This window comes from Lysobacter sp. ISL-50 (genome assembly GCF_018612875.1).
In the GTDB taxonomy this organism is placed as follows: domain Bacteria; phylum Pseudomonadota; class Gammaproteobacteria; order Xanthomonadales; family Xanthomonadaceae; genus Lysobacter.
Genome location: NZ_JAGGRI010000020.1, coordinates 82,496 through 96,908 on the forward strand (window position 1 = coordinate 82,496; position 14,413 = coordinate 96,908).

Genomic DNA, 14,413 nt, shown 5'->3' on the forward strand with positions numbered 1-14,413 from the left:
GGCATGCGACCAGGCAAGCACCGATGGCGCATCGCGGCGCTGGCGATGCTGCTCGCGTTGACGGCGCCGAGCGGCGCGGTCGCGCCGGCGCAGATGGATTCGGCCGCGCCGCCTGCGGTCACGCGCGGATCGCCCGACACGCTGGTCGCGGTGGAGGACGATTCGCGGGCACCCGCGCAGGACACCGCGCCGGCGTCCTCCGGCGTCGTTCCCGCGGTCATCCCCGATTCCATCGTCCCCACCGTCGTCGCCCCCGCGCGCACCGGGCCCGCGATCGTGCCGCCACTGCGCGCGCGCTCCGGCGCCGCGGCGCTGCCCAGACGCGTGCGCGTGGCGGTCAGCGATTGGGGAACGATGCCGTTCGACGACTACAACCACGGCCACCCGCGCGGCTTCAGCGTCGAACTGCTCGAGGAAATCCTGCGTCCGCGGGGCATCGCCCTGGAGTACGTGCGCACGAGCAACACCGAGCAGATGCTCAAGTCGCTGTGCGAGGGCCGCGTCGATCTGGCCGTCAACGTGCTGATCACCTATGCACGCACCCGCTGCCTGTCCTACACCGACCCGATCGTGCAGGTGTCGATGTACGCGGTGAAGCGCAAGGACGACACGCGCCCGCTCACCCTGGACAACCTCAAGCGCATGCGCCTGGTGATCCCGGCGGCGATGATGGAGCACACCCGCAATCACCAGCGTTATCCGCAAACCGAACTGATCCCGGTGGCCGACAGCGCCCAGGCCCTGCGCGCGATCGAGGACGACAAGGCCGACGTTTATTTCGAGGCGCCGTACACGCTGGACTGGTACCTGCGCCAAGGCGCCTATCCGCGCCTGGAACTGGTCCCGGGCTCGCAGATCCCGCCGTCGATGCAGCAGTCCGATCTGGCCGTGCTCTTCGCCGCGCCGCATGCGCAACTGCCGCTGCTGAAGCTGATCGATGAAGAAATCAAGCGCGATCCGGCGCGCGTGGACCGGTTGCGCGTGCAATGGCTGCGCGGCGATTTCCAAAGCGCGGATCTCAACGGCGAGCTCACCGCCACCCAGCGCGAATGGCTGGGCCAGCTTCCCAAGCTGCGCATCGCGTTGAACGACAACGCCGCGCCGCTGTCGGCGCGCGACAACGACGGCAACCCGATCGGCATTCTTCCCGACTACGCGCGCATCGTCGAAGACCGGCTCGGCATCCAGTTCCAGCCGGTCAACGCCAACGGTTTCAAGGGCGCGGCCACCGCGCTGACCACCGGCGCCGCCGATCTGGCGGTGATCCCGATCGGCGCCTTGCCCGGCGCGCACTGGATCTACAGCCAGCCGATCGAGCGCATCCCGGTGGTGATCGTGACCGCGCAAGGCACGGCCAGTCCGATCGGCCTGGAAAGCCTGGGCGGCAAGCGCGTGTCGGTCACCCATCTGCATCTGACCGGCCGCGCCGTGCTCAAGGCCGCGCCCGACGTCAATCTGGTCGGGGTGGCGACCAATGCCGAAGGCCTCAAGTTGCTGACCGCCGGCAAGGTCGACGCCCACGTCGGCAATCTGGTGGTGATCGATCGGCTGATCAACACCCAGTACCCGTCCAGCGGCCTGCAGGTCGCGCCCGCCGGCAGCGACGAAGAACTCGCCTTCGCCGCCGACCGGCGCCTGACGCCGCTGATGACGATCATCGACCAGCAACTGGCGACGGTGCCGGAGAGCGAGCGCCAGCGCATCCATAACCATTGGATCAGCGCCAAATACAACTACGGCGTGCCCTGGAGCCGGGTCATCCTGATCGTGGGCGTGGCGGTGCTGGTGATCGGCGCGATCGCCGCCGGTTACCTGCGCCTGCGCCAGGAATCGCGCCGCCGCGAAGCCGCCGACAGCAAGCTGCGCGAAGTCGCCGGCAATCTGCCCGGGGTGGTGTTCAAGGCCCAGCGCGACAGCGACGGCCGGTTGCGCTTCCCGTATCTGACCGGACGCCCGGAACCGCTGTTCGGCATCGGCGCGGACGCCATCGTCGCCGATGCCCGGGTATTGTTCGCGCGGATTCATCCCGACGATCGCGCCGGCGTGCTCGACGCCATCGCCGCCGCCGAACAGGCGCGCAGCGAGATCAACGCCGATTTCCGCGTGGAAACCGACGACGGCTCGATCCGCTGGGTCCGGGTCAACGCATTGCCGCGGCAAACCCAGCCGGGCGAAGACGCCGGCGCCGCCGGCTACACCGGTTACTTCCTCGATGTCACCCACGCCCACGCCCAGGCCGCGGCCCTGGAGGCGGCGAAGGAACTGGCCGAGGCCGCGACCCGCGCCAAGTCGAATTTCCTCGCCACGATGAGCCACGAAATCCGCACGCCGATGGGCGGCATGGTCGGCATGCTCGAACTGCTGGAGCAATCGCGGCTGGACGACGATCAGCACGTGCTGCTCGGGCACATGCACGATTCGGCGCGGGCCTTGCAGGACATCCTCGACGACATCCTCGACGTGTCCAAGATCGAGGCCGGCCATCTGCGCATCGAGCACGCGCCGCTGCAGCCGCGCGTGCTGGCCGATTCGGTGGTCATGCACATCGCCGCGATCTGCCGCAAGAAAGGCCTGCGCCTGGACGCGCGCATCGACGCGGCGGTCGCGCGTGTCTACCTCGGCGACGCGATGCGGCTGCGGCAGGTGCTGCTGAACCTGCTCGGCAATGCGGTCAAGTTCACCGAACACGGCGGCGTGTGGCTGGACATCCGCCTGGAACCGGGCGCGGCGCGGGATCGCGCGGGCAACGCCGGTGCGCTGCTGCGGATCGAAGCCGGCGACACCGGCATCGGCATGGACCCGGAGCAGGTCGCGCGCGTATTCGAGCCTTTCCATCAGGCCGACGACAGCACCTCGCGCCGCTTCGGCGGCACCGGCCTGGGCCTGTCGATCTGCCGCAGTCTGGTCGAGTTGATGGGCGGAGCGATCCGCATCGACAGCGCGGTGGGCGAGGGCACGCGGGTGATCGCCACGGTGCCGCTGGGGCTGTCCGACGCGCCCGGCGCGGATAACGCCGGCTTGCGTGTCGCGGTCACGCTCGATGATGCGCGCCGCGCCGATGCGTTGCGTCAGTTGCTGTCGGCGCTGGGCCACGCGACGGTCGACCGCGCCGCGCCCGCCGAACTGTGGTTCGACGACGGCGACGCCGCGAACACCGTGCGGGTGGTGCGGATGCCGGGCACGCCCGACGCGGCCGACTACGTCGTCGACGCCAATCCGCTGCTGCATCTGCACGTGGTGCGCGCCTGCGCCTGGGCGCGCGATCCTTCCGGCGAAGGCCAGAGCGAACGCGACTACGCGGCGCCGGCGGCGGTGCGGCACGACGCGCGCATCCTGGTGGTCGAGGACAACGCGGTCAATCGCGAACTGATCCGGCGGCAACTGCTGCAACTGGGCTACGGCTGCGATCTGTGCAACGACGGCCGCTCGGCCCTGGCCGCGTTGCGGCACGGCGATTACGACCTGCTGCTGACCGATTGCCAGATGCCGCTGATGGACGGCTACACGCTCACGCGCGAAATCCGCGCCGGCGAACGCGAACGCGGCGGGCCGCGCCTGCCGATCGTGGCCATCACCGCCAGCGCGCTGCCCGAGCAGGTCGACCTGTGCCGTGCCGCCGGCATGGACGCGTACCTGACCAAGCCGGTGCATCTGGCGGAACTGCGCCAGACGCTGCAGCGTTGGATACCGGCACAGCCGCACGCGCAGGGCACGGCCCGCGCCGATGCGCAATCCGCCGCGCCAGCGGCGAGCACCGCCTTTCCGCACGTATTCGCGGAGGAATTGAGCCCCGCATTTCCGCCGGCCTTGCACGCGGTGCTGCCGCTGTTGCTGCGCGAATTGCCGCACGATCAGGAGCGGCTGGCGCAGGCGCTCGCCAGCGGCGCCGGCGCGGCGGTGGCGGCGGCGGTCCATCGCGTGATCGGTAGTGTCGCTTTGTACGACGCCGGGATCGCCCGTGCCGGTCAGCAGTTGGAGGCCCGGTTGTTGAGTCAGCCGTTGCCGGAATTGCTGGGTGAAGTCGACGCCTTCGCCGAGCGGCTGCAAGGGCTTCGCGAGCGTTTGCAGCAGGCGATCGGGCCGGGGTGAGGCGGGCGCGCTTGCGCGGTGGGATGGAGGCTGTCGCGATCTGAGCGGAAAGCGTCGGGCCTGAAGGGCCCTCCCACAACAAAGGCCATCCCACAACGAAGGTCCTCCCACAACAGACCTCGGGGCGCCGAAGTTTTTTGTGGGAGGGCCTTTCAGGCCCGATGCTCTCGGCTCAGGTCACCGCGCAACCTGCAATCGCCATTACTGCAGCCGCGCGGCGCTGCGAAATTCACCTCAGCGCTTGTCCTGCATCGATTGCGGAATCAAGGTGCGAGGAGCGGTTGGATAGGGGCTGTCGCGATCTGAGCGGAAAGCGTCGGGCCTGAAGGGCCCTCCCACAACAAAGGCCCTCAAAAAAGGCCCTCCCACAAAAAAGCTTCGGAGCCGCGAGGTCTGTTGTGGGAGGGCCTTTCAGGCCCGATGCTCTTGGCTCAGGTCGCCCCGCACTACTGCAGCCGCTCGAATGAAAACAAACTAGCCAACGGATGCTTGCGCCGCTGGATCCGCGCGCGCAACAGGCCGGCGCCGATCATGCTGTAGGTGATGCCATTACCGCCGTAGGCCATCGCGAACTGCACCCTGGGCCCATGCTGCGGATGCGGGCCGAACCAGGGCAGGCCGTCGGCGGTTTCGGCGAAGGTGCCGGCCCAGGCGAAGGCCGGTTGCAAGTCCAGCCGCGGCAAACGCTCGCCGACCTTGCGCACCAGTTTCTTCGCCCGCGACTCGACGCGGCGATCGCGCCGGGCCGGAATATCGATGGCGTCGTCGCAGCCGCCCACCACCAGCCGGCCGTCGCCGGTGCTGCGCATGTACAGGTACGGCCGCGCCGATTCCCACACCATGGTGTGTTCCAGCGCCTGCAATTCCGCGGCCGGCAACGGATCGGTGACGAAGGCGTAGCTGCTGCGGTTGCGCGCCAGACGCTGGTCGATCCATTGCTGCCCGGCGTAACCGGCCGCTATAACCACGTGTTCGGCGCGCACGTACACGCCGTCGCTGCTGATCAGCTCGACCGAGCGCGAGCCCGTCCGCATCCGCTCGATGCGGCTGCGATCGAACACCTGCGCGCCGCGTTTGCGCAGCCGCGCCAGCAGCCGCAGGCTCATCCGGTACGGGTCCACCGACGCCGCGCAGTCGCTGAGGATCGCGCCGGGCGCGCGCAGGCCGTAGTCCGACGCCAGCGCTTCGGCGTCGAGCCAGCGCAGGCGCAGGCCGTGGCGGGCGCGCAGCGCCGCTTCCTCGCGCAGTACCGCCACGTGAGCGGGCTTGCTGGCGAAGTACAGGCTGGATTGATCGCGGAAATCGACATCGCGCAAATCGCGCGCGACGACGCGCAGATCGCCGATGGCCTGCGCGCAGGCCAGGTAGGCGCGCGCCGCCAAGGTCTCGCCGTAGCGCGCGCACAGGTCGATCAGGTGGGTGTCGATCTCATACTGCAGCAGCGCCGTGCTGGCCGCGGTGCTGCCCCAGCCGGCGTCGCGTTGCTCGATCACCGCCACCTCGAACCCATGCGCGGCCAGTTCGTCGGCGATCAGCGCGCCGCTGATGCCGCCGCCGATCACCGCCACTTCGCAGCGCAGATCCTGCTGCAGGCGCGGGAACGCGTGCATCAGGCCGTTGCGGATCGCCCAGAACGGATATCCGCTTTTCAGGTCCACGGGAAACGGGGCAGGCAAGGCATGCGCCTAGCAAAGCCGGCGCGGCGTAATCGCAAGGTGATTGCGCGGCCTTGTGGCCGGCGCTGAACCGGTCAGTGCCGGACTTCGCTGCCGCCCTGGACGACGTTGAGGGCCGGCATCGGGTCGATCGCCAGCTCTTTCTCCAGCTCCAGCTGGAACTGCTCGAAACTCAGGCCGCGCTCGGCCACTTCGCTCTGCGCGGCGATGCGCAGCGCGCTGGAACAGCCCAGGCTGACCTCGCGGCCTTCGTTGCGATGCATGGCCGCGGCGCGTTCGAGCAGGGCCAGCACCCGCGCCGCGCTGTCGGAGCCGCCGACGATGCGGCCGCCCAGGCCCAGCGTCCATTCGCCCTCGCGGCGGACGATGCCGCCGAGCAGGCGGCCTTGCGCGTCGCGCAGTTCCGCGTGCGGCTCGATGCGGGTGCCCGCGATCGGCAGCGGCGTGCGGGCCTTGGCGAGTTTGCGTTTCTTGGCGTCGCGACGGGCCTTGGAATTGATCGACATGGTGCTTCCTCGGCTGTGCCGGTACGTTCTGCGGCCATCATAACGTGTCGGCCGGCGCGCCCAAACCGCCGGCCGGACGCGTTCATCATAGCCATGGGAACGGCCGGAACCTCGCCGCCGCCGCGCCCGGCGAGCGGCCGGGCGCGGCGACGATGCGCGGGTCAATGGCCGTGCGCGTGTCCGTGTTCACGGTTCCGCGGCGGCGCGGCCGGTTCGGCGCTCGGCGGCGGGGCCGCTTCGTGATGGTGGTCCGCCGCGGGCGGCGCGGGGGCGTCGTGTTCGCCCTGCGGATGCGACGGCTGGCCCGCTGCGTCCGGCGGCATCGCCGCGTGATGATCGTCGCCGCCGTGCGAATGCCCGCCGCTGCGCGCGACCAGATCGCGGTACTGCACCGCGTCCAGCGCGGGCAGCCTGCGCAGGAACGCGACCAGATCCCAGATGTGCTCATCGCCCATGCTCGCGCCCCAGGCCGGCATGCCCGAGGCCTTGATCCCGTGCTTGATGGTCCAGAACGCAGCGGCCGCGTCCACCTGCCGCGCGGACAGATTCGGCGGCGCCGGATACAGACCGCGCGACAACTCGGTCGGCGCCATGCCCGGAGCCAGATGGCAGCCCGCGCACATGGCCTGGTAGTTGCCCGCGCCGTTGCGGACGCGGGCCTCGTCGTCGAGCGCGGGTACGCTCAGTTGCATCGCGCGCATCGCCACCGAGCGCTCGCGCGCGAACTCCAACACCGCGTACACCGGCCGCGTATGCGGCGCATCGGCGCCGACGTCGTACACGCCCCACCACAACGCGCCCGCCACCAGGCCGAGCGCCGCCAGCGTCGCGGCGCTCAGCCGCAACGTTGTTCGTATCGTCTTGTTCATTACGACCTCGTCAGAACCAAACCCGAAGGCCCGCGACCACGCGGGTGTCGTCGATGTCCTCGCCGTCGGCGCGGCGGTAATCCGCCGTGCCGCCGAACGCGCGCTCGCGGCTGATGCCGACATAAGGCGCGAACCGCCGCGTGAACTCGTAGCGCAGGCGCAAGCCGGCTTCGACCGTGCTCAGGCCCGAGCCGATACCGCGGCGCGGATCGTCGCGGCCGAACACATCGACCTCGATCAGCGGCTGCAGGATCAGCCGGTTGGTCAGCAGCAACTCGTACTCGGCTTCGAAGTTCAGGGCGCTGCGGCCGGAGTCGCCGACATAGGCGGTCGCGGCGATTTCGAACTTGTACGGCGACATGCCCTGCACGCCGATCGCCGCCCAGCTTTGCGATCGTCGCGGCAGGAAATCGTGCTTGGCGCCGACCACCACATCCCACCACGGCGAGATCGCGCGGCCGTACAGCACTTCCAGATCGGCCGATTCGGTGCGTCCGCGCTCGCGTTCGCCCTCGCTGCGCAGCCACAGCCGATCGGTGTCGTTGCCGATCCAGCCCTGCGCCTCCCAGGCTTGCGCGCCGCCGCGATCGGCGTCGACCGCTTCCAGGCGGTTGAACAGCAGATAGTGATTGAGTTCGGAGGCGTGCTGCATGTGATGCGACAACGGCGGAAATGCCGCGGCGCGATCGGCGTCGGTCGGCGTGGGGAGGGGTTCTCGCGGCTCGCTCGGCGCATCAGACCCGGCGGCCGGTTTCATGTCGCCGTGGTCCATGCCGCCATGATCCATGCCGGAGTGATCGGCCTGCCCCTGCTTCGGCGCGGGCATGGCCGAATGGTCCATCTTCGAGTGATCCATCTTCGAATGATCGACCGGTTTCGAGACATCGGTCTTCGAGCCCTGCGCCTGCATCGCCGCGTGATCGTGGCTTTGCGCCTGCGCGGCGCCGGCCAAGGACAGCCCCAGCGCGAGCGCTTTGCCGGCGAAATAAGAAGTGCGCGCGGTCGTCTTCATTCCTCGACCCTCACTTCGCGCATCATCCCGGCTTCCATGTGGTAGAGCAGATGGCAGTGATAGGCCCAGCGGCCCAGCGCGTCGGCGCGCACGCGGTAGCTGCGGCGCGTTCCCGGCGGCATGTCGATGGTGTGCTTGCGCACCTGGAACTCGCCTTGTTCGTTCTCCAGATCGCTCCACAGGCCGTGCAGATGGATCGGGTGGGTCATCATGGTGTCGTTGACCAGCACGATGCGCAGGCGTTCGCCGTAGGTCAGGCGGATCGGCTCGGCGCCCATGAATTTCTGCCCGTCGAACGACCAGGCGAATTTCTCCATATGCCCGGTCAGATGCAGTTCGATTTCGCGGCCGGGTTCGCGGCCGTCGGGATCGTCGAACAGGCTGTGCAGATCGCTGTAGGTCAACACCTTGCGGCCGTTGTCGCGCAGGCCGATGCCGGGATCGTCGAGCTTGGCCGAAGTGGTCATCGCGCGCATGTCGATCAGGCGCGGGTCGCCTTGCGCGGGCGCTTTGGCCATCGCGCCGTGATCCATGCCGGCCATGCCCATGTTCGCGCCGCAACCGCCTTCCATGCCTTTCATCTTCGACATGTCGTGACCGCCGCCGCTCATGCCGCCATGGCCCATGTCGTCCATCGTCAGCAGCGGTCGCGGATCGGTGCGCGGCACGTCCGCCTGCAGGCCTTCGCGCACCGCCAGGGTGCCGCGCACGTAACCGGTGCGGGCGTTGTCCTGGGCGAAGATCGTGTACGCGTCCTGGCCCGAGGGTTCGACCAGCACGTCGAAGGTTTCCGCCACCGCGATGCGGAATTCATCGACGCTGACCGGATGGATGTACTGCCCGTCGGCCGCGACCACCGTCATCTTCAGACCCGGAATGCGCACGTCGAAGTAGGTCATCGCCGAGCCGTTGATGAAACGCAGCAGGACTTTCTCGCCGGGCCGGAACAGGCCGGTCCAGTTGCCCGCCGGAGTGATGCCGTTGAGCAGGTAGGTGTAGGTGTGGGCGTTGACGTCGGACAGATCGGTCGGAGTCATGCGCATGCGGCCCCATTCGCCGCGGTCGCGCAGGGTCTGCGCCAGCCCGCGTTCGTGTGCGTCGCGCATGAAGTCGCCGACGGTGCGCTTGTAGTAGTTGTCGTAGCTGGACATCTTCTTCAACCGGCGGAACAGCGCGGCCGAATCGACGTCGGTCCAGTCCGACAGCAGCAGCACGTGTTCGCGGTCGAAGCGGTACGGCGCCGACTCGCGCGGATCGATCACGATCGCGCCGTACAAGCCGGCCTGCTCCTGGAACAGCGAATGGCTGTGATACCAGTAGGTGCCCGACTGGCCGACGTTGAAGCGATAGACGTAGCTCTCGCCCGGATGGATGCCGTCGAAGCTCAGCCCCGGCACGCCGTCCATGTTGGCCGGCAGGATCAGCCCGTGCCAATGGATCGAGCCCATGCCTTCGCGCAGGCGGTTGGCGACGCGCAAGGTCACCGTGTCGCCTTCGCGCCAGCGCAGGATCGGCGCGGGCAGGCTGCCGTTGACGGTGATGGCCGCACGCGCGCGGCCGGTGAAGTTGACCGTGGCCTCGCCGATCGACAGATCGAACTGGTTGCCGCTGAGCACGCGCGGCGTCTGCGCCAGGGCAGGGGCGGCGTGCACGCCGCGCCACAAGCCGCTGCCGGCGACCGCGCCGCCGGCGGCGAGGCCGACGACGAAGCGGCGGCGCCCGGCATCGGCCGGTTCGCCGTGGCTGGAAAAAAATCGGTTCATCAGAATCTTCCTATCGGGAAGAGTCGCGATCAGTCTCGCGATGCGCGCGGGCCGGCGCAAGGCCGCGATAGCGGCGATGAGCCCGCGCGAACGAACGGTTCAGCCGCGCCGGCATCGCGATCACGCGCGACACCGGCCCAGCGAACCGTGCAGCCGGGACGAACCCGGCGCGGCGATCAGGCGATCGGAGGCCGTATCGGCAGGCTCAGCACGCCGCTGGGCGCGGCGGCCTCGCGCGGCAGCGCGAGCGGAGCGTTGGACAGCTGCGGCGGCGCCGGCAGCTCGATGCGCACGATCGCCACCGCCTGCAGGCAGTCGCATTGGCAACGGAACTTGCCGCAGCAGTCGTCGCCGTGCGCGTTGGGATCGGGAGATTTTGGATCGGGCTTGGCCGGCTGCGGATCGGAGCCGCCCGCGCCGTGATGCATCGCCATCGGGCCCGGCGCGTCGTGCATCATCGCCGCCATGCCCGCGCCGTCGTGGCATTCGGCGGCGTCGGCGACCTGCGCCGACGCGGCGGCCTTGGGCTTGCCCATGAACATCGCATGCCCGCCGCCGACCGACATCGCCGCCGCCGCGTAGCCGTTCAGGCTCAGCGCGACGATCAGCAGCAAGCGCAGCAGTAGCAAGGGATAGGTCATGGGGCGCCGGTTCGAGTGCGGCAAAGAATGGTGCACGGCGGCGACAGTTTCAAGCATTCGCGCGCACTTGAGGTTAAGCGTTCGTGAGATCGCCGCGTCGGCATCGTGGGAAGGTTGCGGCGCGAATGCGGGCCCGGCTCACTCGGCGACATCGCCGTATTCGGTGTAGATGATCCGCCGCACGCGCAGCCCGCCGATGCGGTCGCGCTTATGCAGCTCGCCGCTGGGCGTAGCGATATTGCCGGTGCGCACCAGCGCCTGATCCTCGGCCGACGCCTCCGCGCCGCGTGCGCCGGACACTTGCACGATCTGATCCATATCCGGCGGACCTTCCAGGCGATGCGCGGCGAAGCGCTCGCCAGCGCGGCCGAAACCGATCCATTGCGCCGGCTGCGGCTTGCGTCCGGGTTCGAAGCGGCGGAAATGCACGATGCGGCGCACGCCGACATCGATGCCGGAAGCGATCATCGTACCGCCGCGCTCGAAGTGGCCGCGGTACAGATCGGCCTTGAAATGGCCGTCGGGACGGATGGTGTCCGGCAGCACCCATTGCGCGGTCGGCGCCAGAGTGTAGTACTCGCCCGGATGCGCCTTGGCGTCGGCGCGATAAGTCCGCAGCGCGGCATCGGGCAGTGCGGCTTCGAAGATCAGCTGATAGTTGTGCGGCCGGTGGAACATCGGCAGATGCGACAGATACACCGCGTCGACGCCGACCACCAACATGCCGTGGGTATTGGGTTTGTCGGCGAATTCATCCGCCGGGGCGATGCGGGCGAAAGCGAAATCCTCGCCGCCGTGCTCATGCACGAAATCGCCGAGGCCCTCGACCGTGCGCTGCCATTGCGCCAGTTGCTTCGCGCTCAGCGACAGCGCGTGCTCATCGGGTTGATCGGCGCTGCCCAAGGGATACAACTGCCCGGGCGTGGCGCTCATTTCGATATGCGCGCCGAGCACGTGGTCGATGCGATGCGTGCGCGCGAACTCAGCCAGGCGCCGTGCGCTGGCGCGATAGGCCTGCCAGTCGCGCACGGTCAGCAGTCCAGGATAGAGGCTGTCGCCGCTGAGCAACGTCGCGCTGTCGGCGTCGTAGATGGCGATATGCGCGGGCTCGTGTCCGGGCAGCGGCATTACGGTGAGCGCGCGATGGCCGAGATCGAATTGCGCCAGACCTTCGGGCCAGCGATCGAGTCCGAAGAACGCCGCCACCTTCTCGGGTTCGATGCCGACGATGCGGGTATCGGCGCGATCGCGGAACTGCGCGTCGCCGTGAACGTGATCGCGATGGCCATGACTGTGCGCGATCACCAACGGCAGCGAGGCCAAGCCGTGCTCGCGCTGCCATTGCGCCAGCAGGCGATCGACGGTGGCGCGCAGCGGCAGTTCGTGACCGGCCGCGGGTTCGGCGCCGGTGTCGAGGAGCAGGGCGCGCCGATCGCCGGCGATCAAATACATGAACGGCGCTTCGAAGTTGCTCGCCTTGGACTGGCGCAACACCCACAGGCCCGGCGCCGCTTGATGGACCTGCAGGCTCGGTTCGCCGGCCGCGCCGTGAATCCAGCGTTGCGGCAGATCCAGCGCCGGCGCCGGCAGGGCGACGGCGAACAGCAGGGCGATCAGCAGCGATGCCGACGACAGCCAGCGGCGAATGGGCAGGTTCATGAGGACGGCGCGGGCGATGGGAGCGCGATTATCCGCCACCGGCGCGGCTTTGCGGACACTCGCGTCGTTCGCAAGCCGTGCTGTCGTGCAACACGCTCGCGTCCCGCGCCGGCGCGGACTACCAACCAGCCCACATCGGGAATGTGAAGCCGGCCTCGCAAAAACCACATGCCGCATGACAGAGATTGACAGCGCTGTCATGCGAATCCAGTTTCGGCCGCGAACCTGTCGCCGGGCTGTCGTCCGACGGCGGCGCACAGGCCCGACCCCTCGCAAGCCGGAGCTGTCCAATGAACGTCTCACGCGCTTACACGCTCGCCGCCGCCGCATTGATCGCCGGCGGCAGCCTGATGGTTTCATCCGATGCGTCCGCCCAGACCCTGGTGTGGGAAGACAACTTCAACGGCCCGTCGATCGACGGCAACAAATGGATCTACGACGTCGGCGACGGCTGCCAGCTCGGCATCTGCGGCTGGGGCAACAGCGAATTGCAGTACTACACCAGCCGCCCGGAAAACGCGCGCATCGAAAACGGCAATCTGGTCATCGAAGCGCGACGCGAGAACTTCGGCAGCCGTGCGTTCACCTCGGCGCGCCTGAAGACCGAAGGCCGCATGCATTTCAAGTACGGCACGCTGGAAGCGCGGATCAAGGTGCCCGACCTGCGCAACGGCCTGTGGCCGGCGTACTGGATGCTCGGCACGATCGGCAACTGGCCGGCGCGCGGCGAGATCGACATGCTGGAAATGGGCTCGGCCGCGGCGATCGCCGCCGGCGTGACCAATCGCCGCGTCGCCGCGGCCGTGCATTGGGACTACAACGGCTCGCAGGCCGACTACGGCCTGGACTACAACAGCGCCAGCGATCTCAATGGCGGCTTCCACACCTATCGCATGACCTGGGACCCGCAGTTCATTCGCGTTTCCATCGACGGCCAGCAGTACTTCGAATTCGCCATCTCCAACATCGAGGGCGCCTCGCTGCATGAGTTCCACCAGCAGTATTACCTGCTGCTCAATCTCGCCGTCGGCGGCAGCTACACCGGGGTGATGAGCAACGACGCGATCACCGCGCCGCTGCCGGGCAAGATGGAGATCGACTACATCCGTCTATACCAGAACCCGGGCAGCGAGCTGTACACCGGCGCCAACCCGCCCAGCGGCAAGTTCGGCGTCTACACCGAGCGCGCCGACATGAACGCCCGCCTGAACTACAACGGCGACGCCAATCTGTGGCTGTGGAACAACCTCACGCCGATTTCGGCGCCCGCGTTCGAAGGCAATCAGCTGATGGCTTACCGCGCCAACGCCGGTGCCTGGTACGGCCTGGGCGTGGCCTTGAACGGCTACAAGAACATGAGCCTGTTCGGCAACGGCCGGTTGAAATTCCATATGCGCACGACGACGCCGTCGACGTTCAAGATCGGCATCAACAGTTCCTTCGGCGACAGCTGGCTCGACTTCGTCAACGGCGGCCAGCAATACGGCCTGGTGCGCGACGGCAACTGGCATGAGGTCAGCATTCCGTTCAGCGCCTTCCACGATCTGGATCTGCGTGCGGTGAAGCAGATGTTCATGGTGGTGTCGGACCCGCCGGCGGCCAACGTCGACGTGCTGATCGACAACGTGTACTACCAGGACAACTGAAAGCATGGCCGCGCAGCGCATCGGCGAGTGCGATGCGGACGGCCGGACGATGTTGCAGGCTCGATACGCCCGGCCGGCGGTCCGCGGTGAGCCTGCGTGAGGCAAAGCAAAGCGCCGACCTGGAAATCCAGGTCGGCGCGGCGTTGCGCGAAATCGTCGGTACGACGATTCAGCCGGCTCAGGGCAGGACGATACCGCGGCTGTCGTCTTCGCCGACCACGCCGCTGTCCGTGCCGTTGCTGTTCCATACGATGTACAGATACTTGCGCTCGCCCGGCGCCGGATCGCCGTAATCGCCGTTGTTGGCCCAGAACTCGCGCTGCTTGTTCGCGTACTGCTGCGAGACCTTGCTGGTGACGTCGTTGGTGCTGTTCCAAACGCCGTAACCGGCGTAGCTGATGGTAGCCATGATCGTGTCCTCACTGATGAGACGACGCTCGCCCGCATGGAGAGTCCTGGCGGGCCGCTCGCCGGTGTCGTCCTGGCCGGCGGTCGTGCACAGCGTCCACGAAGGCGAGGGCGGCGACCTTTCGGAAACCTTACGGTTGATGC

Annotated in this window: 10 protein-coding genes; 2 read left to right on the forward strand and 8 right to left on the reverse strand. The window is 68.2% G+C overall.

What is annotated here, in order from left to right; translation table 11 throughout:
• Nucleotides 1–3 precede the first annotated feature (3 nt).
• On the forward strand, nucleotides 4–4,089 hold the full coding sequence (locus J7J50_RS12910; RefSeq protein ID WP_215058523.1) for a transporter substrate-binding domain-containing protein: 4,086 nt from the start codon (nucleotides 4–6) through the stop codon (nucleotides 4,087–4,089).
• A 446-nt stretch (nucleotides 4,090–4,535) separates the two neighbouring features.
• On the opposite strand, the gene J7J50_RS12915 is transcribed toward J7J50_RS12910, so the two are convergent.
• The 7 genes from J7J50_RS12915 to J7J50_RS12945 all read right to left on the reverse strand — a co-directional run bounded on the left by J7J50_RS12915 (nucleotide 4,536) and on the right by J7J50_RS12945 (nucleotide 12,215).
• On the reverse strand, nucleotides 4,536–5,747 hold the full coding sequence (locus J7J50_RS12915; RefSeq protein ID WP_215058524.1) for an FAD-dependent oxidoreductase: 1,212 nt from the start codon (nucleotides 5,745–5,747) through the stop codon (nucleotides 4,536–4,538).
• Between the two features lie 92 nt (nucleotides 5,748–5,839).
• Nucleotides 5,840–6,271, reverse strand: a complete 432-nt coding sequence (locus J7J50_RS12920) for a hypothetical protein (protein ID WP_215058525.1) — start codon at nucleotides 6,269–6,271, stop codon at nucleotides 5,840–5,842.
• Between the two features lie 161 nt (nucleotides 6,272–6,432).
• Nucleotides 6,433–7,140: a cytochrome c gene (locus tag J7J50_RS12925; protein WP_215058526.1), complete on the reverse strand. Its 708-nt coding sequence runs from the start codon at nucleotides 7,138–7,140 to the stop codon at nucleotides 6,433–6,435.
• A 10-nt stretch (nucleotides 7,141–7,150) separates the two neighbouring features.
• Complete coding sequence (locus J7J50_RS12930; protein ID WP_215058527.1) at nucleotides 7,151–8,152, reverse strand: copper resistance protein B; 1,002 nt, start codon at nucleotides 8,150–8,152, stop codon at nucleotides 7,151–7,153.
• Nucleotides 8,149–9,915 (reverse strand): copper resistance system multicopper oxidase, encoded by a 1,767-nt coding sequence (locus J7J50_RS12935; protein WP_215058528.1) that lies wholly within the window; start codon nucleotides 9,913–9,915, stop codon nucleotides 8,149–8,151. Before J7J50_RS12935 ends, J7J50_RS12930 begins: the two co-directional genes overlap by 4 nt.
• 176 nt (nucleotides 9,916–10,091) lie before the next feature.
• Nucleotides 10,092–10,556, reverse strand: coding sequence for a CopL family metal-binding regulatory protein (locus tag J7J50_RS12940; RefSeq protein ID WP_215058529.1), 465 nt, complete (start codon nucleotides 10,554–10,556; stop codon nucleotides 10,092–10,094).
• A 138-nt stretch (nucleotides 10,557–10,694) separates the two neighbouring features.
• Nucleotides 10,695–12,215, reverse strand: a complete 1,521-nt coding sequence (locus J7J50_RS12945; RefSeq protein WP_215058530.1) for an MBL fold metallo-hydrolase — start codon at nucleotides 12,213–12,215, stop codon at nucleotides 10,695–10,697.
• A 290-nt stretch (nucleotides 12,216–12,505) separates the two neighbouring features.
• On the opposite strand from J7J50_RS12945, the gene J7J50_RS12950 reads away from it, so the two are divergent.
• A complete protein-coding gene (locus J7J50_RS12950; protein ID WP_215058531.1) occupies nucleotides 12,506–13,861 on the forward strand; it encodes a glycoside hydrolase family 16 protein in 1,356 nt (451 codons plus the stop codon).
• Between the two features lie 178 nt (nucleotides 13,862–14,039).
• Here J7J50_RS12950 and J7J50_RS12955 read toward each other — a convergent pair whose 3' ends face one another.
• Entirely contained in the window at nucleotides 14,040–14,270 is a 231-nt protein-coding gene (locus J7J50_RS12955; RefSeq protein ID WP_215058532.1) for a hypothetical protein, read from the reverse strand.
• Nucleotides 14,271–14,413 lie beyond the last annotated feature (143 nt).